This window comes from Actinoplanes sp. NPDC051388 (genome assembly GCF_055586225.1).
The window spans coordinates 1-17,484 of sequence record NZ_JBVJIP010000027.1; the positions used below are offsets into that span (position 1 = coordinate 1).

19 protein-coding genes are annotated in these 17,484 nt (G+C 71.7%); 7 read left to right on the forward strand and 12 right to left on the reverse strand.

Annotated elements, in window-relative coordinates; genetic code table 11:
- Positions 1–142: 142 nt before the first annotated feature.
- The gene (gene arc, locus ACZ6TI_RS43400) at positions 143–1,921 is read right to left on the reverse strand and encodes a proteasome ATPase (RefSeq protein WP_465351137.1); all 1,779 of its coding nucleotides are present in this window, start codon (positions 1,919–1,921) and stop codon (positions 143–145) included.
- 165 nt (positions 1,922–2,086) lie between these two features.
- Here arc and ACZ6TI_RS43405 point away from each other — a divergent pair, with 165 nt between their 5' ends.
- Positions 2,087–2,380, forward strand: a complete 294-nt coding sequence (locus ACZ6TI_RS43405; RefSeq protein WP_465351138.1) for a ferredoxin — start codon at positions 2,087–2,089, stop codon at positions 2,378–2,380.
- Between the two features lie 61 nt (positions 2,381–2,441).
- Here ACZ6TI_RS43405 and ACZ6TI_RS43410 read toward each other — a convergent pair whose 3' ends face one another.
- From ACZ6TI_RS43410 to ACZ6TI_RS43420, 3 genes are all read right to left on the reverse strand, one after another.
- Positions 2,442–3,032: a hypothetical protein gene (locus ACZ6TI_RS43410; RefSeq protein ID WP_465351139.1), complete on the reverse strand. Its 591-nt coding sequence runs from the start codon at positions 3,030–3,032 to the stop codon at positions 2,442–2,444.
- Positions 3,033–3,140: 108 nt separating this feature from the next.
- A complete protein-coding gene (locus tag ACZ6TI_RS43415) occupies positions 3,141–4,040 on the reverse strand; it encodes a tRNA (adenine-N1)-methyltransferase (protein WP_465351250.1) in 900 nt (299 codons plus the stop codon).
- A 50-nt stretch (positions 4,041–4,090) separates the two neighbouring features.
- Positions 4,091–5,320: a site-2 protease family protein gene (locus ACZ6TI_RS43420; protein ID WP_465351140.1), complete on the reverse strand. Its 1,230-nt coding sequence runs from the start codon at positions 5,318–5,320 to the stop codon at positions 4,091–4,093.
- On the opposite strand from ACZ6TI_RS43420, the gene ACZ6TI_RS43425 reads away from it, so the two are divergent.
- On the forward strand, positions 5,319–6,257 hold the full coding sequence (locus tag ACZ6TI_RS43425) for a RecB family exonuclease (RefSeq protein ID WP_465351141.1): 939 nt from the start codon (positions 5,319–5,321) through the stop codon (positions 6,255–6,257). The genes ACZ6TI_RS43420 and ACZ6TI_RS43425 overlap by 2 nt on opposite strands.
- Before the next feature lie 44 nt (positions 6,258–6,301).
- Positions 6,302–6,961: a LuxR C-terminal-related transcriptional regulator gene (locus ACZ6TI_RS43430; protein WP_465351142.1), complete on the forward strand. Its 660-nt coding sequence runs from the start codon at positions 6,302–6,304 to the stop codon at positions 6,959–6,961.
- Between the two features lie 381 nt (positions 6,962–7,342).
- Here ACZ6TI_RS43430 and ACZ6TI_RS43435 read toward each other — a convergent pair whose 3' ends face one another.
- Genes ACZ6TI_RS43435 through ACZ6TI_RS43445 form a run of 3 tightly spaced genes read right to left on the reverse strand, consistent with a single transcriptional unit; the run spans position 7,343 to position 8,822 of the window.
- The gene (locus tag ACZ6TI_RS43435; RefSeq protein WP_465351143.1) at positions 7,343–7,474 is read right to left on the reverse strand and encodes a hypothetical protein; all 132 of its coding nucleotides are present in this window, start codon (positions 7,472–7,474) and stop codon (positions 7,343–7,345) included.
- The gene (locus ACZ6TI_RS43440) at positions 7,474–8,301 is read right to left on the reverse strand and encodes a DUF4097 family beta strand repeat-containing protein (protein WP_465351144.1); all 828 of its coding nucleotides are present in this window, start codon (positions 8,299–8,301) and stop codon (positions 7,474–7,476) included. The genes ACZ6TI_RS43435 and ACZ6TI_RS43440 overlap by 1 nt, the downstream gene beginning before the upstream one ends.
- A 38-nt stretch (positions 8,302–8,339) precedes the next feature.
- A complete protein-coding gene (locus ACZ6TI_RS43445) occupies positions 8,340–8,822 on the reverse strand; it encodes a hypothetical protein (protein WP_465351145.1) in 483 nt (160 codons plus the stop codon).
- Between the two features lie 167 nt (positions 8,823–8,989).
- Here ACZ6TI_RS43445 and ACZ6TI_RS43450 point away from each other — a divergent pair, with 167 nt between their 5' ends.
- Together ACZ6TI_RS43450 and ACZ6TI_RS43455 are read left to right on the forward strand one after the other, a co-directional pair.
- Positions 8,990–9,781 carry an ABC transporter ATP-binding protein gene (locus ACZ6TI_RS43450; RefSeq protein WP_465351251.1) on the forward strand — a complete coding sequence of 264 codons (792 nt, stop codon included), beginning with the start codon at positions 8,990–8,992 and terminating at the stop codon, positions 9,779–9,781.
- A complete protein-coding gene (locus ACZ6TI_RS43455; RefSeq protein ID WP_465351146.1) occupies positions 9,781–12,315 on the forward strand; it encodes an ABC transporter permease in 2,535 nt (844 codons plus the stop codon). Before ACZ6TI_RS43450 ends, ACZ6TI_RS43455 begins: the two co-directional genes overlap by 1 nt.
- A gap of 74 nt (positions 12,316–12,389) precedes the next feature.
- Here the strand turns inward: ACZ6TI_RS43455 and ACZ6TI_RS43460 are convergent, their stop codons facing one another.
- Positions 12,390–13,034 carry an HAD family hydrolase gene (locus ACZ6TI_RS43460; RefSeq protein ID WP_465351147.1) on the reverse strand — a complete coding sequence of 215 codons (645 nt, stop codon included), beginning with the start codon at positions 13,032–13,034 and terminating at the stop codon, positions 12,390–12,392.
- 67 nt (positions 13,035–13,101) lie between these two features.
- Positions 13,102–13,800, reverse strand: coding sequence for a neutral zinc metallopeptidase (locus ACZ6TI_RS43465; protein ID WP_465351148.1), 699 nt, complete (start codon positions 13,798–13,800; stop codon positions 13,102–13,104).
- Between the two features lie 160 nt (positions 13,801–13,960).
- Between ACZ6TI_RS43465 and ACZ6TI_RS43470 the strand changes: the two genes are divergently transcribed.
- Positions 13,961–14,731: a phosphotransferase gene (locus ACZ6TI_RS43470; RefSeq protein ID WP_465351149.1), complete on the forward strand. Its 771-nt coding sequence runs from the start codon at positions 13,961–13,963 to the stop codon at positions 14,729–14,731.
- Here the strand turns inward: ACZ6TI_RS43470 and ACZ6TI_RS43475 are convergent.
- A complete protein-coding gene (locus ACZ6TI_RS43475) occupies positions 14,701–15,696 on the reverse strand; it encodes a hypothetical protein (RefSeq protein ID WP_465351150.1) in 996 nt (331 codons plus the stop codon). The genes ACZ6TI_RS43470 and ACZ6TI_RS43475 overlap by 31 nt on opposite strands.
- A 52-nt stretch (positions 15,697–15,748) precedes the next feature.
- On the opposite strand from ACZ6TI_RS43475, the gene ACZ6TI_RS43480 reads away from it, so the two are divergent.
- Positions 15,749–16,495 carry a YqjF family protein gene (locus ACZ6TI_RS43480; protein WP_465351151.1) on the forward strand — a complete coding sequence of 249 codons (747 nt, stop codon included), beginning with the start codon at positions 15,749–15,751 and terminating at the stop codon, positions 16,493–16,495.
- On the opposite strand, the gene ACZ6TI_RS43485 is transcribed toward ACZ6TI_RS43480, so the two are convergent.
- Positions 16,479–16,898 carry an SRPBCC family protein gene (locus tag ACZ6TI_RS43485; RefSeq protein ID WP_465351152.1) on the reverse strand — a complete coding sequence of 140 codons (420 nt, stop codon included), beginning with the start codon at positions 16,896–16,898 and terminating at the stop codon, positions 16,479–16,481. The genes ACZ6TI_RS43480 and ACZ6TI_RS43485 overlap by 17 nt on opposite strands.
- A gap of 12 nt (positions 16,899–16,910) precedes the next feature.
- Positions 16,911–17,450: a hypothetical protein gene (locus tag ACZ6TI_RS43490; protein ID WP_465351153.1), complete on the reverse strand. Its 540-nt coding sequence runs from the start codon at positions 17,448–17,450 to the stop codon at positions 16,911–16,913.
- Positions 17,451–17,484 lie beyond the last annotated feature (34 nt).

Genomic DNA, 17,484 nt, shown 5'->3' on the forward strand with positions numbered 1-17,484 from the left:
GGGGTCTCTGCCTTCCCTTCTGAGGGTCCGTAAGAAGTAACGAAGCGCCATCATCAAAAAGCCCACCCCTCCCGGGGGGGGGGGGGGGGAAAAGGGGGGGGGGGGGGGGGGCCCCCCCCCCCCCCCGCCTCTCTGAAGCGTCTTACAGGTACTGACCGGTGTTGCTGGCCGTCTCGATCGAGCGGCCGGCCTCGGCGCCCTTGCCGCCGGAGACGAGCGTGCGGATGTAGACGATCCGCTCGCCCTTCTTGCCGGAGATGCGGGCCCAGTCGTCCGGGTTCGTCGTGTTCGGCAGGTCCTCGTTCTCGCGGAACTCGTCGACGCAGCTGTCGAGCAGGTGCTGCAACCGCAGCCCCTTCTTCCCCGAGGTGAGGAACTCCTTGATCGCCATCTTCTTGCCGCGGTCGACGATGTTCTGGATCATCGCGCCGGAGTTGAAGTCCTTGAAGTAGAGGACCTCCTTGTCACCGTTGGCGTAGGTGACCTCCAGGAAGCGGTTCTCCTCGGACTCCGTGTACATCCGCAGCACGACGGCCTCGATCATCGCGGCCACCGTGACGTCCCGGTCGTTGCCGTGCTCGGCCAGGTCGTCGGTGCTGAGCGGCAGGCCGGAGAGGATGTATTTGGCGAAGATGTCCTTCGCCGCCTCCGCGTCCGGACGCTCGATCTTGATCTTCACGTCGAGCCGGCCGGGTCGCAGGATGGCCGGGTCGATCATGTCCTCCCGGTTGGAGGCGCCGATCACGATCACGTTTTCCAGGCCCTCGACACCGTCGATCTCGCTGAGCAGCTGCGGGACGATGGTGTTCTCCACGTCGCTGGAGACGCCGGAGCCACGGGTCCGGAAGATCGAGTCCATCTCGTCGAAGAACACGATCACCGGGGTGCCCTCGCCGGCCTTCTCCCGCGCCCGCTGGAAGACCAGGCGGATGTGCCGCTCGGTCTCGCCCACGTACTTGTTCAGCAGCTCGGGACCCTTGATGTTGAGGAAGTAGCTGGTGTGCTTCTCCTCGCCACGCCGCTCGGCGATCTTCTTGGCCAGCGAGTTGGCCACCGCCTTGGCGATGAGCGTCTTGCCACAGCCGGGCGGGCCGTAGAGCAGGATGCCCTTCGGCGGGCGCAGCTGGTGCTCGCGGAACAGGTCGGCGTGCAGGAACGGCAGCTCCACCGCGTCGCGGATCTGCTCGATCTGGGAGTGCAGGCCGCCGATGTCGGTGTAGTCGACGTCCGGCACCTCCTCCAGCACCAGTTCCTCGACCTCGCTCTTCGGGATCCGCTCATAGGCGTAAGCCGAACGGGGCTCGATCATCAGCGAGTCGCCGGCCCGCAGCTTGGAGAGGATCAGCGAGTCGGCCAGGTGGACGATCCGCTCCTCGTCGGCGTGCGAGATGACGAGCGCCCGGTCGCCCGGACCCCCCTCGGGGTTCTCCAGGATCTCCTTGAGCAGGACGACCTCGCCGACCCGCTCGTAGCCGAAGGCGTCGACCACGTTGAGCGCGTCGTTGAGCAGAACCTCCTGGCCTCGCTTGAGCTCCTCGACCTCGAGGCTCGGCGAGACGGCGACCCGGAGCTTGCGACCACCGGTGAAGACATCGACGGTGCCGTCCTCATGGGCGGCGAGGAAAACGCCGTAGCCGCTGGGCGGCTGGGCGAGGCGGTCAATCTCTTCTTTGAGAGTGACGATCTGAGCGCGGGCTTCCTTGAGGGTCGCCACGAGCCGGTCGTTGTTCTCGGTCAGTCGGGCCAGCTGCGCCTGCGTTGCCGCGAGCCGTTCCTCGAGCTGCCGGACGTGTCGGGGGCTCTCGGTCAACTTCCGCCTGACCAGAGCGAGTTCCTCTTGCAGGAACGCAACCTGGCTGGAGAGATCGTTGGCCTCTTTCTCCCAACGTGCGGCGCCTGACGCCTCGTCGCTACGTGCCACGTCCCACCTCCCCGGGGGCTCGAACGTCTTGGGAGATAACACTAGCCGCTGTGCGCCGGTTTTCGACCCATCCAACACTCGGGAAAGCCAAGGGGTGCTTGACGTTCCTGCGAGTCCGGCCCGGTCGGGTACCGTCAGAGGCGTACGCGACAGGGGAGGACGGGCGTGACGACGGAGACCGAAACCGATGAGCTGCGGGTCTGGGTCGACCAGGACCTGTGCACCGGCGACGGGCTGTGCGTTCAGTACGCGCCCGAGGTGTTCGAGTTCGACATCGACGGCCTTGCCTATGTCAAGGACAGTGGCGGTGAGCTGCTGCAATCCCCCGGAGTGCGCACCGATGTGCCGGCCCGGCTGCGGCTCGAGGTGATCGACGCCGCCAAGGAGTGCCCGGGCGACTGCATTCACGTCGTACGCAGCAACGACGACGTCGAAGTGGCCGGTCCGGACGCCGGCTGAGGCGCCGTCGCCGCATAGCAAGAGCTTTTTACAGCCCGATGACATCGCCGTGGGGCAAATCTCACAGCGTCGGACGGCCGACCAAAGACGCCACCACCCGCGAAAACTCCTCCAGGCGGGCGATCTGGCCGGGCCCGCCGTCGTCCAGCGTCTTGCCGAAGCGCAGCGCGTCGTGTCGCAGCGCGGCCCGCGTCTCGTCCTCGGCCATGCCAGGCGGCGGCACGGCGTCGTCCACCGAGCTGAGCAGCAGATAGACGTCGATGCTGTCGACCCGCGCCTGGCCGGTCGAGGTGCGCGTCAGGCGCCGCCGGCAGCCCACCTCGGTGACCGTGGAGAGCGGCACCACCCGCAGCGACGAGGTCATCGAGCCGACCGGGCCGTCGCCGGGCGCCACGTCCTCACCGTGCCAGAGCACCAGCCGGCTGCCGTCGCAGATGACGACCTCCTGCCAGACGCCGTTCACCTCGTTGACGAAGCGCTCCAGCGTGAAGCAGAGCACCTCGGCGCCGCGGAGCACGCCGAACAGGGCCTCCAGCGCCACCTCGGGATCGCGCAGGTAGGCCCGCGCGGCGGAGTCGAGCTCTTGATAGGGCGACCAATCGGGGAACACCGCCGGCATCTCGTTGCTGCCGCCGAACGGCGGAGAACTCATCGTGCCCACCCGATCCTCCCGCCGTCCACAGCCCCGCCGCCGCCCCTGACCGGTCTGAAGGCTCTGCCTTTGGCCCCGGCAGAAAACTACCCGACGCCGACCACTCGCTCACACCCCGGTGTCGGCCTGTTCCGCCGCGATGGCGGCCCTCGCGGCCTTGCGCAGGGCATAAGCCTCGGCGCCCTTGCTGGGCTTGCGGCGGCGCGGCGGGGCGGTGACGCCGGGGGCGAGCCGGCGGGCCGAGACGAGGAAGGCGGTGTGCGCCACCATGCGGTGGTCCGGGCGCACCGCGAGTCCCTCGGCGTGCCAGTCGCGCACCAGCGACTCCCAGGCCCGCGGCTCGGTCCAGCCGCCGCGCTCGCGGAGCGCCTCGACCAACTCGGACAACTGGGGCGTGGTGGCCACGTACCCGATGAAGACCCCGCCCGGCACGAGCGCCTTCTCGACCATGTCGAGGGCCTCCCACGGGGTCAGCATGTCCAGGATGATCCGGTCGAAACCGGTCTCGGTGGCCTCCGCCACGTCGCCCTCGTGCAGGTGCCACGCGGGGTGCGGACCGCCGAAGAAATTCTCCACGTTCCGGCGGGCGATGGCCGCGAAATCGTCGCGCAGCTCGTACGAATGAAGCTCTCCGCCGGCCCCGACGGCGCGCAACAGGCTGCAGCTCAGCGCGCCCGACCCGGCGCCGGCCTCGAGGACCTTGGCGCCCGGGAACACGTCACCCATGGCGACGATCTGCGCCGCGTCCTTGGGATAGATCACCTGCGCGCCACGCGGCATGGAAAGCACATAATCCGAGAGCAGAGGCCGCAGAGCCAGGTACGCCGTGCCGCCCGCGGACGTCACCACGGATCCCTCGGGCTGACCGATCAGCGCATCGTGGTCCAGCGCGCCGCGATGCGTGTGATAGGCCTTCCCCGGCTCCAGCACGATGGTGTGCATGCGGCCCTTGGGGTCGGTGAGCTGCACGCGGTCGCCGGGCCGGAAGTCGCCGCGGTGGGCGAGCACGACGTCGTCGTCCCGGTCGGTGTGGGTCTCGTCGGCGAGGGGCTGAGCGGTCACGATCCTTCTTTCGCGGGTGCGGCGGTCTTCCTCGGCTCCAGCACCGCCGCGAGGTCCGCGACGTTGAGGACGCCGACCACATCCTCCCCGGAGACCACCAGGTACTGCGCACCCGGGTACGCCTGCACCGCCCGCACCACCTGCTCGCCGGTCAGATCCGACTTGAGCGCGGTGAGCCGCGCGACGTCGCGGGCCACCGTGTCGACCGGCACCCAGGGCCGCCGCTCGACCGGCACGCGGGCCGCCGCGGTGGTGTCCACCAGCGCGACCAGCCGGCCCGAGGCGTCCTCCACGCCGAGCGCCGGATCGGTGCGCTCGTCCTCGGCGCCGCGCCGCTCGGCCTCCGCCAGCGGGGTGCCGGACGGCACCGCCAGCACCGGCCGGGCCAGCCGGCCCAGGTCCACCAGCGGGAACCGGCTGGTCATCCGGGCCAGCCGGATCGACTGCCCGGCACCCTGCCACAGGGTGAACACCACGAGCAGGATGAACACCAGCCCGAAGAGCGTGATCAGGCCCAGCCGGTAGAGCGTGAACACGCTGACCGCGGTGCCGATCGCGATCACCCGGCCGGCCCAGCCGGCCACCACGGTGGCCCTGGTGCGGTCCCGGACGATCGCCCAGATCAGCGCGCGCAGCGCCCGGCCGCCGTCCAGCGGCAGGCCGGGCAGCGCGTTGAAGAGCGCCACCAGGATGTTGCTGGCGGCCAACTGGAAGGCGATCTGCCCGACGATGGTGCGGTCCGGCAGCGCCACCGCGGCGGCCGCGGCGATCCCGCCGAGCACCATCGAGACGGCCGGCCCGGCGAGCGCGACCAGCGCGTCGATCCGCGGGGTGGGCGCCTCGCGGTCCATCTCCGTATAGCCGCCGAGCAGCTCGATGGTGATGCCGCGGACCCCGATCCGGAAGCGCCGGGCGGTCAGCGCGTGGCCGAGCTCGTGCAGCAGCACCGAGCCCAGCAGGCAGACCACGAAGCCGAAGCCGACCGCGTAGCTCACCGGCCCGGGCAGGTCGAGGGAGCTCTGCACGAAGCCGCCGTAGACGACCGTGACCAGCAGGGCGAGCACGATCATCGAGGCGTTCAGGTAGAGCGGGATGCCCAGCACCCGGCCCACCAGGCGGCCGGGCCGGGCCCGGTGGGGTGGCTCTGCGCGGGGGTCCACCCTGACGATGGTACGGACGACCCTGCCGCCCGGTTTTGTCGTACCGCGTCGATAGCCTCTTCCCATGACGGTGACCGTTCCACCCTCCCCCACCGAGCCCGCCGTGTCGGAGCGGTTCGCCGGCCCGTCGCTGTCGCCGTCCCGGGCCGCCGATTTCAAGACCTGTCCGCTGCTGTTCCGGTTCCGCACGATCGACCGGCTGCCCGAGACGCCGAGCGCCGATCAGGCCCGCGGCACGCTGGTGCACGCGGTGCTGGAGCGGCTGTTCGACCTGCCGCCTCTCGAGCGCACGCCGGACGCGGCGGCCGGCCTGGTCGAGCCGTCGTGGGAGCACCTGGTCGAGGCCGAGCCGTCGCTGGCGACGTTGTTCGACGCCACCGAAGAGGCGTCCGCGCCGGTGCTCGACGGCATGCCGCTCGACGGGGCGGGCCGGTTGGCGGCGTTCTTCGAGAGCGCGCGCGGGCTGCTGGGCGGTTACTTCGCGGTCGAGGACCCGAGCCGGCTCGAGCCCGCCGAGCGCGAGGCCCTGGTGTCCACGCTGGTCGACGAGGAGCTGCTGATCCGGGGTTACATCGACCGTCTCGACGTCTCCCCGGCGGGCGACCTGCGCGTGGTCGACTACAAGACCGGCGGCGCACCGCGCGAGGCGTTCGAGGGCCGGGCGCTGTTCCAGCTGAAGTTCTACGCGCTGGTGCTGTGGCGCACGCGCGGCGTGGTGCCGAGGGTGCTGCGGTTGCTCTATCTGAAGGACGCCGAGGTCCTCGACTACAGCCCCGACGCCGAGGAGCTGGAGCGCTTCGAGCGCACCCTGGTGGCGCTGTCCCAGGCGATCGAGCGGGCCAAGCAGGAGAAGGACTTCCGGCCCAAGCCCAGCCGGCTCTGCGGGTGGTGCAGCCATCAGAGCAGTTGCCCGGAGTTCGGCGGCACCCCGCCGCCCTATCCGGAGCCGGCTGCCGAGCCGGACGCACCGCCCGAGGACCTGCTGGGCGCGGCCGACGCCTGAGCCCGGGGCTGCGTGCGGCACGCGCGACACCCTAGGGTTGCGTGGTGCGAGTGCTGCTGGTGGACGGTTCGCCCATGCATCGCGCCGGTCTGCGCATGGTGCTGGGCCGGTCGGAGGGTGAGTTCGCGGTCGTCGGCGAGGGCGCCGACGGGGCCGAGGCGGTCGACCTGGCCCGGCGCCTGCTGCCCGACGTGCTGGTGATGGACACCGCGCTGGCGCGGGTGGACGGGGTCGAGGCCACCCGGGCGATCTGTGACTCGGGGCTGCCGGTGCGGGTGCTGATGCTCGCCGACACCGACGGGGACGAGCTGGTGCTGGCCGCGATCGGCGCGGGAGCCTCCGGATTCCTGCGCAAGGACGTGCCGGCCGATGAGCTGGTGGCGGCGGTGCGCACGGTCGCGGCCGGCGGGGCGGTGATCGCGCCGCTGGTGCTGGCGCGGCTGCTGGCCCGATTCGCCGACGCGCTGCCCGACCCGGCGACCACCTCGACGGACGCGCTCGCCGCGCTGACCGACCGCGAGCGCGAGGTGCTGGTGCATGTCGCCCGCGGCCATTCCAACGCGGAGATCGCCCGGGCTCTGACGGTCAGCGAGACCACGATCAAGACCCACGTCGGGCACGTCCTGACCAAGCTGCGCCTGCGCGACCGCGTCCAGGCCGTCGTCCTGGCCTACGAAACCGGCCTGGTCAAACCCGGCGACTGACCCACCACGCCCAGGCCGCCGTCCCCGCCCGCAAAACCGGCCCGGCCAACCCCGGCGACACGGTCGCCTTGCCGGCCACCGTGCTGTCCGATCAGACTCCGAGCCCGAACTTCCGGCAGACGACGCGGCAGCTCGGGACGGATCACCGCGGAGAGGCGTCACGGGCACAACCCCGTGGCTGGAAGTGACGTGGCGAGCGACGCGCTCGGAGACGGCGCGAGCGCCCGTTGCCCTTTCGGGGCGGGCGCTCGCGTCGGTCAGGTCGGGCCTCTCGGTGGGGGCCAGGGTGGGGAAATGCCGGGGTCGCCGGCGCGGCGTGCGGCGGATGGCTTACGCACGAATCGGCCTCCGGGCGGCCGGTGCGCTCCGCGGCGGGTCATCTCAGGACCGCTTGCGGGACACGCGCCGGGAGACGACGCCGCCGCGGGGCGTGCTGCGGGCCACCAGGCTGCCGCCGGGCGCGAACTGGCTCGCCATGGACGAGTTACCGCTGGGGGTGCTGCGCCGGGACATCAGGCGGCCGCCTTCGTGTGGTTGGTGACGCGGCGGATGTCGATGTCGCCGGAGGCCGTGCGGATGCGCAGCTCCAACTGGGCGCCGGTGGACACCGCATTGGCGCCGGGGGCGTCCGTGCCCATGGCGAGTTCGTTGCGGGTCTTGCCGGACGCTGTGTTCACGTCCAGCCAGACGCCGGTGCCGGCCAGGACGCCGACCTTGACGTCGCCCGATGCCGTGCGCACTCGGGCCTCGCCGGAGCGCAGCGTGCCGACCTTGATGTCGCCGGACGCCGTCTCGGCCGTCAGCGACGTCGCCGCGCTGCGGATCGAGATGTCGCCGGAGGCCGCGTCGGCGCTGACGTCGCCGGTGACGTCACCGACCTGCAGGTCGCCCGACGAGCTGTGGATCCGCAGAGATCCACCGACCCGGCCGACGGTCACGTCGCCGCTCGCCGCCTCCAGGTGGGCGTCACCGGTGACGTCATCCACCTTCACGTCGCCGGAGGCCACGTCGATCCGCACGGCGGCGAACCGGCCGGCCGCCCGCACGTCCGCCGAAGCGGTCTTCGCGGCGATCGAGCTGTCCAGCGGCACCCGCACGGTGACCCGCAGCTTGCCGTTGCGGCGCCAGTTCCAGCCGTTCGTCTCCGGCGCCCGCACGGTCAGCGTGTCGCCGTCCAGGCTGATCTCGGTGTTCTCCGCCGTCTGCCGGGAGGCGTCGCTGCCGTCCGCGGGCGCGGCCTCGGCGAGCACGCTCACGCGCTCCTCGGCGATGATGTCGGCGTGACCGCCGTGCAGGCTCAGCGCCACGGTCACCGGGGTTGATCGATCGAATTCGGGCATGGTGAAGCTCCGTTTCTTCCGCAGTGGGTCAGAGGGGTTCAGGCCTGGGCGAAGCCGGTGATGCGCTTGCCAGAACCGCCGTGCCGGCCGGGCGGGGGACCGGCCGGGCGCTGGACGGCCATGGTGACCGCCCGGACCAGCCACGCGTTCACCGAGATGCCCTCGGCGGCCGCGGACTGCTCGACGTGCGTCTTCAACGCCTCCGGCATGCGCAGCGTGAGCCGGGTGAGATCGCCGTCGACCGGGGCCGGCGCGGGGGCCGGCTCCTCCGGCTCGGCGGCGGTGCTGTTCACCACGAGATCCGCCTCGCGGCCGCGCAGCCGCACCTCGACCGAGGTGTCGCGCAGCCGGGTGGTGATCTCGGCGGCCGCGTCGGACAGCGCCTCGAGCAGCGCCAGCCGGGCGGACGCGTCGAGCGAGTGGCTGAGCAACTCGGCCGCCCGCGTGGTGTCCGGCCCGCCGGGCGCGGCCGCCGCGGCGAGGTCGGCGCGGAGCGTTTCGAGGTAGGGCGTCAGGTCCATGCCACCACTATGACGTCATTGATGACGTCAGTCAAGCGTCATGATGGTGGCATAGGGGAAATCCCTGAGCCAACGTAGGTGGCTCCCCGCAGCGAAATCTCCGCGTCCGGCTACACCCGTCGGCGGACGCTCGGGGCCTTCGGCGCCGGAAAACTGAGCCGCACATGATGCGACGACGAGGGAGTACGACAGTGACGGCGACGAGCACCGATGGCCCGGTGGCAGCCAGCGCCGAGGAGGTGTGGCGGGTCTACGGCACGGGCGAGGCCCGCGTGGTGGCGCTCAAGGGGGTGAGCGCCGACTTCGGGCGGGGACGGTTCACCGCGATCATGGGACCGTCCGGCAGCGGCAAGTCGACCCTCATGCACTGTCTCGCCGGGCTCGACGCGGTGAGCAGCGGGGTGGTCCGGATCGGCGACACCCAGGTGACAGGGCTCGGCGACAAGGCGCTGACCCGCCTGCGCCGCGACCGGATCGGCTTCATCTTCCAGCAGTTCAACTTGCTGCCCACGCTGACCGCGGCGGAGAACATCCGGTTGCCGCTGGACATCGCCGGCCGCAAACCGGACCCGCAGTGGTGGGACACCGTGATCGCGACCGTCGGCCTGGGCGACCGGCTCGGGCACCGGCCCAGCCAGCTCTCCGGCGGCCAGCAGCAGCGGGTGGCCTGCGCCCGGGCGCTGATGAGCCGGCCGGACGTGATCTTCGCGGACGAGCCGACCGGCAACCTGGACTCGAAGTCCGGCGCCGAGGTGCTGGCCTTCCTGCGGGAGAGCGTGCGGGTGCACGGGCAGACCATCGTGATGGTCACCCACGACCCGGTGGCCGCGGGCTACGCCGACCGCGTGGTGTTCCTGGCCGACGGCGAGATCGTGCACGAGCTGCTGGACCCGGACGCGGACACCGTGCTGGACGCCATGAAGCGCCTCGAGGACGCCCGCGAGCCGGTGGTGGCCTGATGCTGCGCGCGACGTTGAAGAGCCTGCTGGCGCGCAAGCTACGGCTGGTTCTCTCCGGCCTGGCCGTGGTGCTGGGCGTGATGTTCGTGGCCGGCGCGTTCGTGGTGACGGACACCCTGAGCCGCTCGTTCGACCAGGTGTTCGCGAGTGCCTATGAGGGAACCGACGTCGGGGTCGCCGCCGTGCCCAAGGTGGCCGTGTCCGAGATGGAGGGTGAGGAGGTCGCCACGCCGGTGCCCGCGTCCCTGGTGGACCGGATCCGCACGGTGGACGGCGTCGCCACGGTGACCGGCATGGTCGGCGCGGACGGCGCCCGGGTGATCGGCTCGGACGGCAAGGTGCTGACCTCGATGGGCCCGCCGCGACTGGGCGGCAACTGGGTCGATCCCGGCGACCTGATCGTGTTGCGCGAGGGGCACGAGCCGCGCTCCGACGACGAGATCGTGGTGAACGCGCTCGTCGCCGAGCAGGCCGGGCTCAAGGTCGGCGACCGCGTCGGCGTGCTCACGCTGCAGCCCAAGAAGGAGTTCACGCTGGCCGGCGTCTTCGGCTACTCGGGCGACCGGGACAGCCTCGGCGGCACCCAAGAAGTGCTGTTCACCACGCCGGTGGCACAGCAGCTGATGCTGGGCGAGACCGGGGTGTTCACCAACATCAGCGTGCAGGCGGCCGACGGGGTGACCCAGGAGCAGCTCCGCGACCGGATCGCGGCCACGCTGGGCGCGGGCTACGAGGTGAAGACCGGCGACCAGCTGGCCACCGACACGGCGGCCGGCATCCAGGAGGGTCTGGCGTTCTTCACGCAGTTCCTGCTGGGCTTCGCCGGGGTGGCGCTGTTCGTCGGCGTCTTCCTGATCCTCAACACGTTCTCGATCATCGTGGCGCAACGCACCCGCGAGCTGGCGCTGCTGCGGGCGATGGGCGCGAGCCGCCGCCAGGTGATCGGGTCGGTGCTGGTCGAGGCGCTGGTGATCGGCGTGCTCGCGGCGATCGTCGGACTGGCCGCCGGGGTCGGCGTGGGCTTCGGGCTGGCCTACCTGTTCGCCACGTTCGCCGGTGGCCTGACGCTGGCGCCGGTCGGCGTGCCGCTGGCCGCGGTGCTCAGCTCGCTGATCGTCGGAGTCGTGGTGACCGTGGTGGCGGCGGTGTTGCCGGCGCTGCGGGCGGCCCGGATCCCGCCGGTCGCCGCGATGCAGGACGTGGCCACGCCGGACCGGCCGCTCACCAAAATCACGGTGACCGGCGCGGCGATCGGCGCGGCCGGCGCGGCGACGCTGGGCGTCGGCCTCTATGCCGACATCTCCAACACGCTCACCGTGATCCTCACCGGCGTGCTGCTGACCTTCATCGGCGTCGCGCTGCTCACCCCGCTGATCAGCAAGCCGGTGGTGTCGGTGCTCGGCCGGCTGTTCTCCTGGTCGCTGCCGGGCCGGCTGGGCCGCCGCAACTCGGGCCGCAACCCGCGCCGCACGGCGATCACCGCGGCCGCGCTGATGGTCGGCATCGCGCTGGTCACCGGCGTCACGGTGGTGATGGAATCGGCCAAGCACAGCCTCTCCGCGTCGGCCGAGGACACCATCAAGGCGCAGCTCGTGATCAGCGGGGAGCAGTCCGGTCCCCGCCCGCCGACGTTCGACGCCGAGGTCCTGGCCAAAACCAGGCAGATCTCCGGGGTACGCGCGGCCGCCGGCCTCTACAACGACCAGGGACTGGTCAACGGCGAGCGGCAATACCTGTTCGCCGCCGACGACCTGGGCCAGCTCGCCGATGCCTATGGCGCGACCGCCACCACGGGCACGCTGCGCACCCTGAAGCCGGACGAGATGGCGGCCGGCGTCGACAAGGGCTGGCCGCTCGGCACGAAGGTGACCGTGCAACTGGCCAAGGGCGACCCGCAGATCTACACGGTGGTGGCCACCTATGCGGAGGACGCCGTCCCCGGCAACGTGCAGCTGCCGGCCGCCGCGACGAAGAACTTCGGCATCCCGCAGCCGGTGCTGGGCTTCGTGCGGCTCACCGACGGCACCCCGATCGCCCAGGTGCTGCCCGAGGTGAAGGCGCTGCTGGCGGACAGCCCCGAGGTGGCCGCGCAGGACCGCGGGGCGTTCATCCGGCAGCAGGCGGAGCAGTTCGACCAGCTGATCACGATGGTGCAGATCCTGCTCGCGCTGGCGATCCTGATCGCGGTGCTGGGTGTGGTGAACACGCTCGCGCTGTCGGTGCTGGAACGCACCAGGGAGCTGGGCCTGCTGCGCGCGGTCGGGCTGGGCCGTGCGCAGACCATGCGGATGGTGACCGTGGAGGCGGTGGTGATCTCGGTCTTCGGCGCGCTGCTGGGCGTCGCGGTCGGCGCCGGCCTGGGCACCGCGGTGGTCCGCGCGCTGAACAGCGAGGGCATCACCGACCTGGTGCTGCCGTGGACCCGGATGGGCACCTATCTGGGCCTGGCCGCGGTGGTCGGCGCGATCGCCGCGGTGGCGCCGGCCATCCGGGCGGCCCGCCTGAACGTCCTGGGCGCGATCGCCCACGAGTGATCAAGCCTGTTGGGGGGGGGGGGGGGGGGGGGGGGGCCCCCCCCCCCCCCCCCCCCCCCCCCCCCAACACCCGGTCAGTCGGCGCGTTTGAGCAGGGTCGCCAGGTATGCCGGGTCGATGCCCTCCAGGGACGTGCGCAGGTGCACGCCGTCCGTGGCGGGCAGCTCCAGTTCGGCCGGGACCGCCAGCACCGCGGCTCCGGCCGCCAGCGCGCTCGCCACGCCCACCGGGCTGTCCTCGATCGCCACGCACTCCTCGATCGGGACGCCGAGCTGCTCGGCGGCCGTACGGTAGGGCTCGGGGTCGGGTTTGGGGCTCTTGACCTCGTCACCGACCACGATCACGTCGAAGTTCTCCCGGCCGATCGTGCGCAGCGCCACCTCGACCAACCGGCGCCCGGTCGAGGTCACCAGCGCCGTCGGCAGGCCGGCCGCGCGCACCGCCTTGAGCAGCTCGAACGCGCCCGGCCGCCAGATCAGGCCCTCGCCGAACAGGTCGAACACCCGGTCGGTCAGCCACTGCGCGTCGGGCGCCTCGGGACGGTCCGGCTGACCCAGGTCGGCGCGCAGCAACGCCATCGTGCGGGCCATGTTGCTGCCCACCATGGCGAGCCGGGTCGCGTCGGTCAGGGTGCCGCCGGCCCGCTGGGCGAGCTCGCGGAGCGCGACATCCCAGACCCGCTCGCTGTCGACCAGCGTGCCGTCCATGTCGAAGAGCACCGCGGCCGGTAGTCGTGCTGTCAGGGCTGGCCTCCAGGGAAGCGGGTGGGAGCCGGTCCATTGTCGCTCAGGTCAGGTTGCAGGGTTCCAGGGACTCCTGATAACCGTTCACGAAAGCCCTGGTGCGCTGTTTGGGGCTGCCGTGCGAGCCCTCCGCGAACCACGGCTGGCCCGGGTCGTCGCCGACCGCCTCGAGTCCGGCGGCGAGCTCCTCGGTGTCGCCGTCCTGCAGGCTCAGCCGCTTCTTGCGCTCCATGTCCCCGATGTACGCGCCGGCCATGCAGTCCGCCTGTAGCTCCTGCTGGATGGTGAACTGCGCCTGGATCCCGAGCCGCAGCTGGATCGCGTGCGCGTACTCGTGACCGAGCAGATAGAAGATGAACGCGTCGCCGATCTGGCGGAAGGCGCCGAATGCCCAGTTGATGTCGTAGGCGATGAAGTCGCCCGCCGAGCAGTAGGCGGCGTTGTTCAGCCCGAGTGGCTGCCCGCCGCACTCCACCTCGCCCTCGGTCTCATAGGGGATCACCTGGGTCACCGGCGTGAACCGCAGCCCGTTGTCCTTGAAGATCTCCGCCCAGTACACCTCGGCGATCTCCGTGGCGTCGCCGATGTCCTTCTTGAATTCCTCCGGGGTGTCGGTGCCGTCCGGATCGTTTCCGGACGCCGTGGCGTCAGGTGTGGCGGGCGTCTCATTTTCTCCGGCCGGGCCGGCGCCACCACTCTGCGGAGCCGAAACACAGCCCAGCGCAACGAAAGCGGCTAGCACAGCGGTCAGGAGCGCGAGACGAGGGCGGCGCGGCGCCGGCATGCGGGTCCTCCGAGGGCTGGCGTGACCGGGGTACTCCACGATACGTGTAAGAGCCGAACACGGATCATCACCGGATCGGGAGGCGTTCATGCTGTCGGGCGTACCGGAGAGGGAAATCATGATCCCGTCCGCAGTGTTGAGCGTCGCCGCCGGGAGGACCCTGCGGCCGGTCTGGTTGAACGTCCTCGGCGGGGTCACGTTCGAGGTGGACGGTGACGACGGCCGCAGCTTCGTGAAGTTCGCGCCGGCCGGGAGCGGGCTGCCGCTGCACCGGGAGGCCGAGCGCCTGGCGTGGGCGAAACGATTCACGCCGGTGCCGCGGGTGTTGAGCTCGGGGACCGACGACACCGGCACCTGGCTGGAGACCGCGGCCCTGCCCGGCACCAACGCCGTCGATGCCCGCTGGCTGGCCGATCCGGCCCCGGCGGTGGCCGCCATCGGCCGCGGGTTACGCGCGCTGCACGACGCCCTGCCGGTCGACGACTGCCCGTTCAGCTGGTCCGCGGAGAGCCGCCTCGCCTCCGCGTGCGAGCGCGCCGCGCGCGGCCTGATCGACACCGGCATGTGGCATCCGGACTACCAGCACCTCACCGTCACCGACGCGCTGAACCAGGCGGTGGACCGGCCGCCGATCGACCGGCTGGTGGTCTGCCACGGCGACGCGTGCGCGCCGAACACGCTGGTCGGCCCGGACGGCAGTTGGACCGGGCACGTCGACATGGCCACCCTCGGCGTCGCCGACCGCTGGGCCGACCTGGCGGTCGCGTCCTGGAGTCTGGACTGGAACTTCGGGCCGGGCTGGGAGAAGACCTTTTACGCGGCGTACGACGTGGAGCCCGACCCCGAACGTCTGGCCTACTACCGGCTGATGTGGGAACTCGGCCCTTGAAGCAGGTCCCGGTGCAGATCGAGCAGCGCCGCCACACCGGACGGGTCGCGCCGCCCGAAGCCGCACTCGGTGGCGAGGCCGAACGGCAGTCCCGCGGTGTCCGCCGCGGCCATCCGGGCGCGCGCCCCGGCGACGCCGTCGGTGGCGTGCACGAGACCCAGGAAGAGGTCGGTGCCCGGGTCGAGCGTCAGGTCGGTGAGCGGCGCGAAATAGGGCTCGTCGGCCCGGTCCCGCGGCACCGGCAGGTGGATCCAGGCCGGCGGCCGGGCCATCCGCTCGCCCAGCGCGTTCGCCAGGCCGACCACGGTCGCGGTGTCCTTCGGCTGCACGAAGTGCTGGTGAGCGAGATCGCCGTAACAGAAGTGGAAGCCCACCGGCACGTCGGCCGGGAGGTGCGCGGCCAGGGCGGCCAGCCGGTCGGCCACCTCGCCGCGGACGTCGGCGAAGGGCGCCGGCCAGACGCCTTCGAGCAGGCCGATCTCCGGTGCCACGTCCCACTGCACGGCCAGCTGACCGGCCGGGACGGCGGCCACGATCCGGTCCAGCTCGGCCAGCATCGCCGCCCGATACGCCGGTTCGGTCCGCAGCTGATCGGCGAGGTCGACGTAGAGGATCATCGGGGCCAGCGGGGTCGGCAGGCTCACCTGGAAACGGGTGGCGGCCGGGATCACGCCGTCGGCCTTGAGCCGGGCGAAGGTCGCGTAGGAGTCGATCGCGGCCCGGGCGTACCCCAGCTCGTCGAAGGTGACCTCGCCGGCCCGCAACCGCAGCCGGCCGCCGATCTCCTCGATCCCCGGGTGCGTGGCCAGCAGGCGCCGCTGGAATCTGACCCAGTTGGTCCGCTCGCCGGTCTCGCCGTCCGGGATCCGGTCCAGGTGCGGCCCGAGTTTCCCGGCCGCGGTCCGGAACACCTCTTCCGCGGAGGCGAGCGGGACGCTGCCGACCAGGTGCGCGAGTCTCGTCACGCCGCGAGCCTACGAACCCGGAACAAGCGTAGGTTCCACTCATGAGGCTTGCGTGACCCCCATCGAGGACGTCACGCCGGAGACGTCCCGCCCGGTGCGCCGCCCATGGCTCGTGCAGTCGTGGCACGACCTGGCGTTCCTGCACTGGGCGGTGGATCCGGCGGTGGTGGCGCCGTTCCTGCCGCCGGGCACCCGGCCGGACGTGCTCGACGGGGCCACCTATGTCGGGTTGATCGGCTTCCGGATGGTCGGGCTCGGGCTGCTGCGCGGGCCCGGCATCCCGTGGCTGGGCACCTTCTGCGAGACCAACGTGCGGCTCTACAGCGTGGACGACCTCGGCCGGCGCGCGGTGGTGTTCCTGTCGCTGGACGCCGAGCGGCTGATCCCGGTGCTGGTCGCGCGCGCGACGCTGCGGTTGCCCTACAGGTGGGCGCGGATGAGTGTGGTGCGCGACCGGGACGTGCTCACCTATCAGAGCCGGCGGCGTGACGCGGCCGGCTCGTTCGCGGTCGAGTGCGGCCCGGAGCTGACCGACCCCACGCCGGTCGATCATTTCGTGACCGCCCGCTGGGGCCTGCACACCCGCGCCTGGGGGAAGACCCTGCACCTGCCGAACGAGCACCCGCGCTGGCCGCTGCACCGGGCCTCGCTGGTGCACCTGGACGAGTCGCTGATCGCGGCGACCGGCCTGCCCGCGCCGGCCGGGCCGCCGGTGAGCGTGCTGCACTCCCCCGGCGTGGCGGTCACCTTCGGCGCGCCGGCCGTGCTCAGCGACCCGGTGCTCAGCGACCCCGGCTGAGCAGCTTGTCGAGTTTGGTGAAGCTCGAGCTCCAGCCCTCGCGCGCGGGCGCCTCGAACTCGTCCGGATAGGGCCCCTGGGTGAGCTCCAGGCGGGTGCGGCCGCCCTCTTCGTCGTGGAACTCGATGCTCAGCCGCATGCCGCCGGCCTCGCCGACGATCAGCCGGTCCTCGACCACCTCGAGGAACGTCGCCTCGACCACCGAGGTCTGGCTCGGGTCCTCCTGGCTGACCATGGTGAAGCGCTGATGCCCGCCGGTGCGGGCGTCGATGTCGACGGTGTCCGGCGGCACCGTCCAGCCGACCGGACCGAACCACTGCGCGAGCCGGCCGGGGTCGACGAAGGCCTGGTAGACCTCCGCCCGCGGCGCGTCGAAGATCCGCGTGATGATCAGGTCGCTCATGGTCGCTGGACGTTACACCTTGCTCGGCATGCGGCGATGCAGCTCGGCGAGCAGGGTCTTCGGGCCGGGAGACATCAGCCCGATGTCGACCAGGTAGGCGCCGCGGTGGCGGCGCGGCCGGCGTCCCGGGCCGGACAGCTCGGTGACCGCCTCGGGGCCGGCCGGGGTCACCACCAGCTCGGTGAACACGCCGCGGTGCCGCAGCGCGACCGAGGCCACGCCGGACCACGGGATCGCCACGCCGCGCCGGCCGGTGGCCGCGAACTCCAGGCCGTGCGCCGAACTGTGCAGCCAGCCCAGGCGGTTCCAGGCCACCAGCACGATCACCGCGGCGGCCACGGCCGGCACGACGATCAGGCTGGTCACGGTCGGGGCGATGTCGTCGGCCCGCGGGCGCGCCCCGGCCAGCAGCGTGGCCAGCAGCAGGAGGCCGCGGCAGATCGCATGGGCGGCCGCGATGACCCAGAGCATGGTCACGAAGACCTGGCCGCGCGGCTGGACGAAGACGGCCGTTTCCTCGGCCGATCCGATGGCGGGCTGGTCGCGATCCACAGGCGCATTATGCCCGGTTTCACCCGGCCTCAGG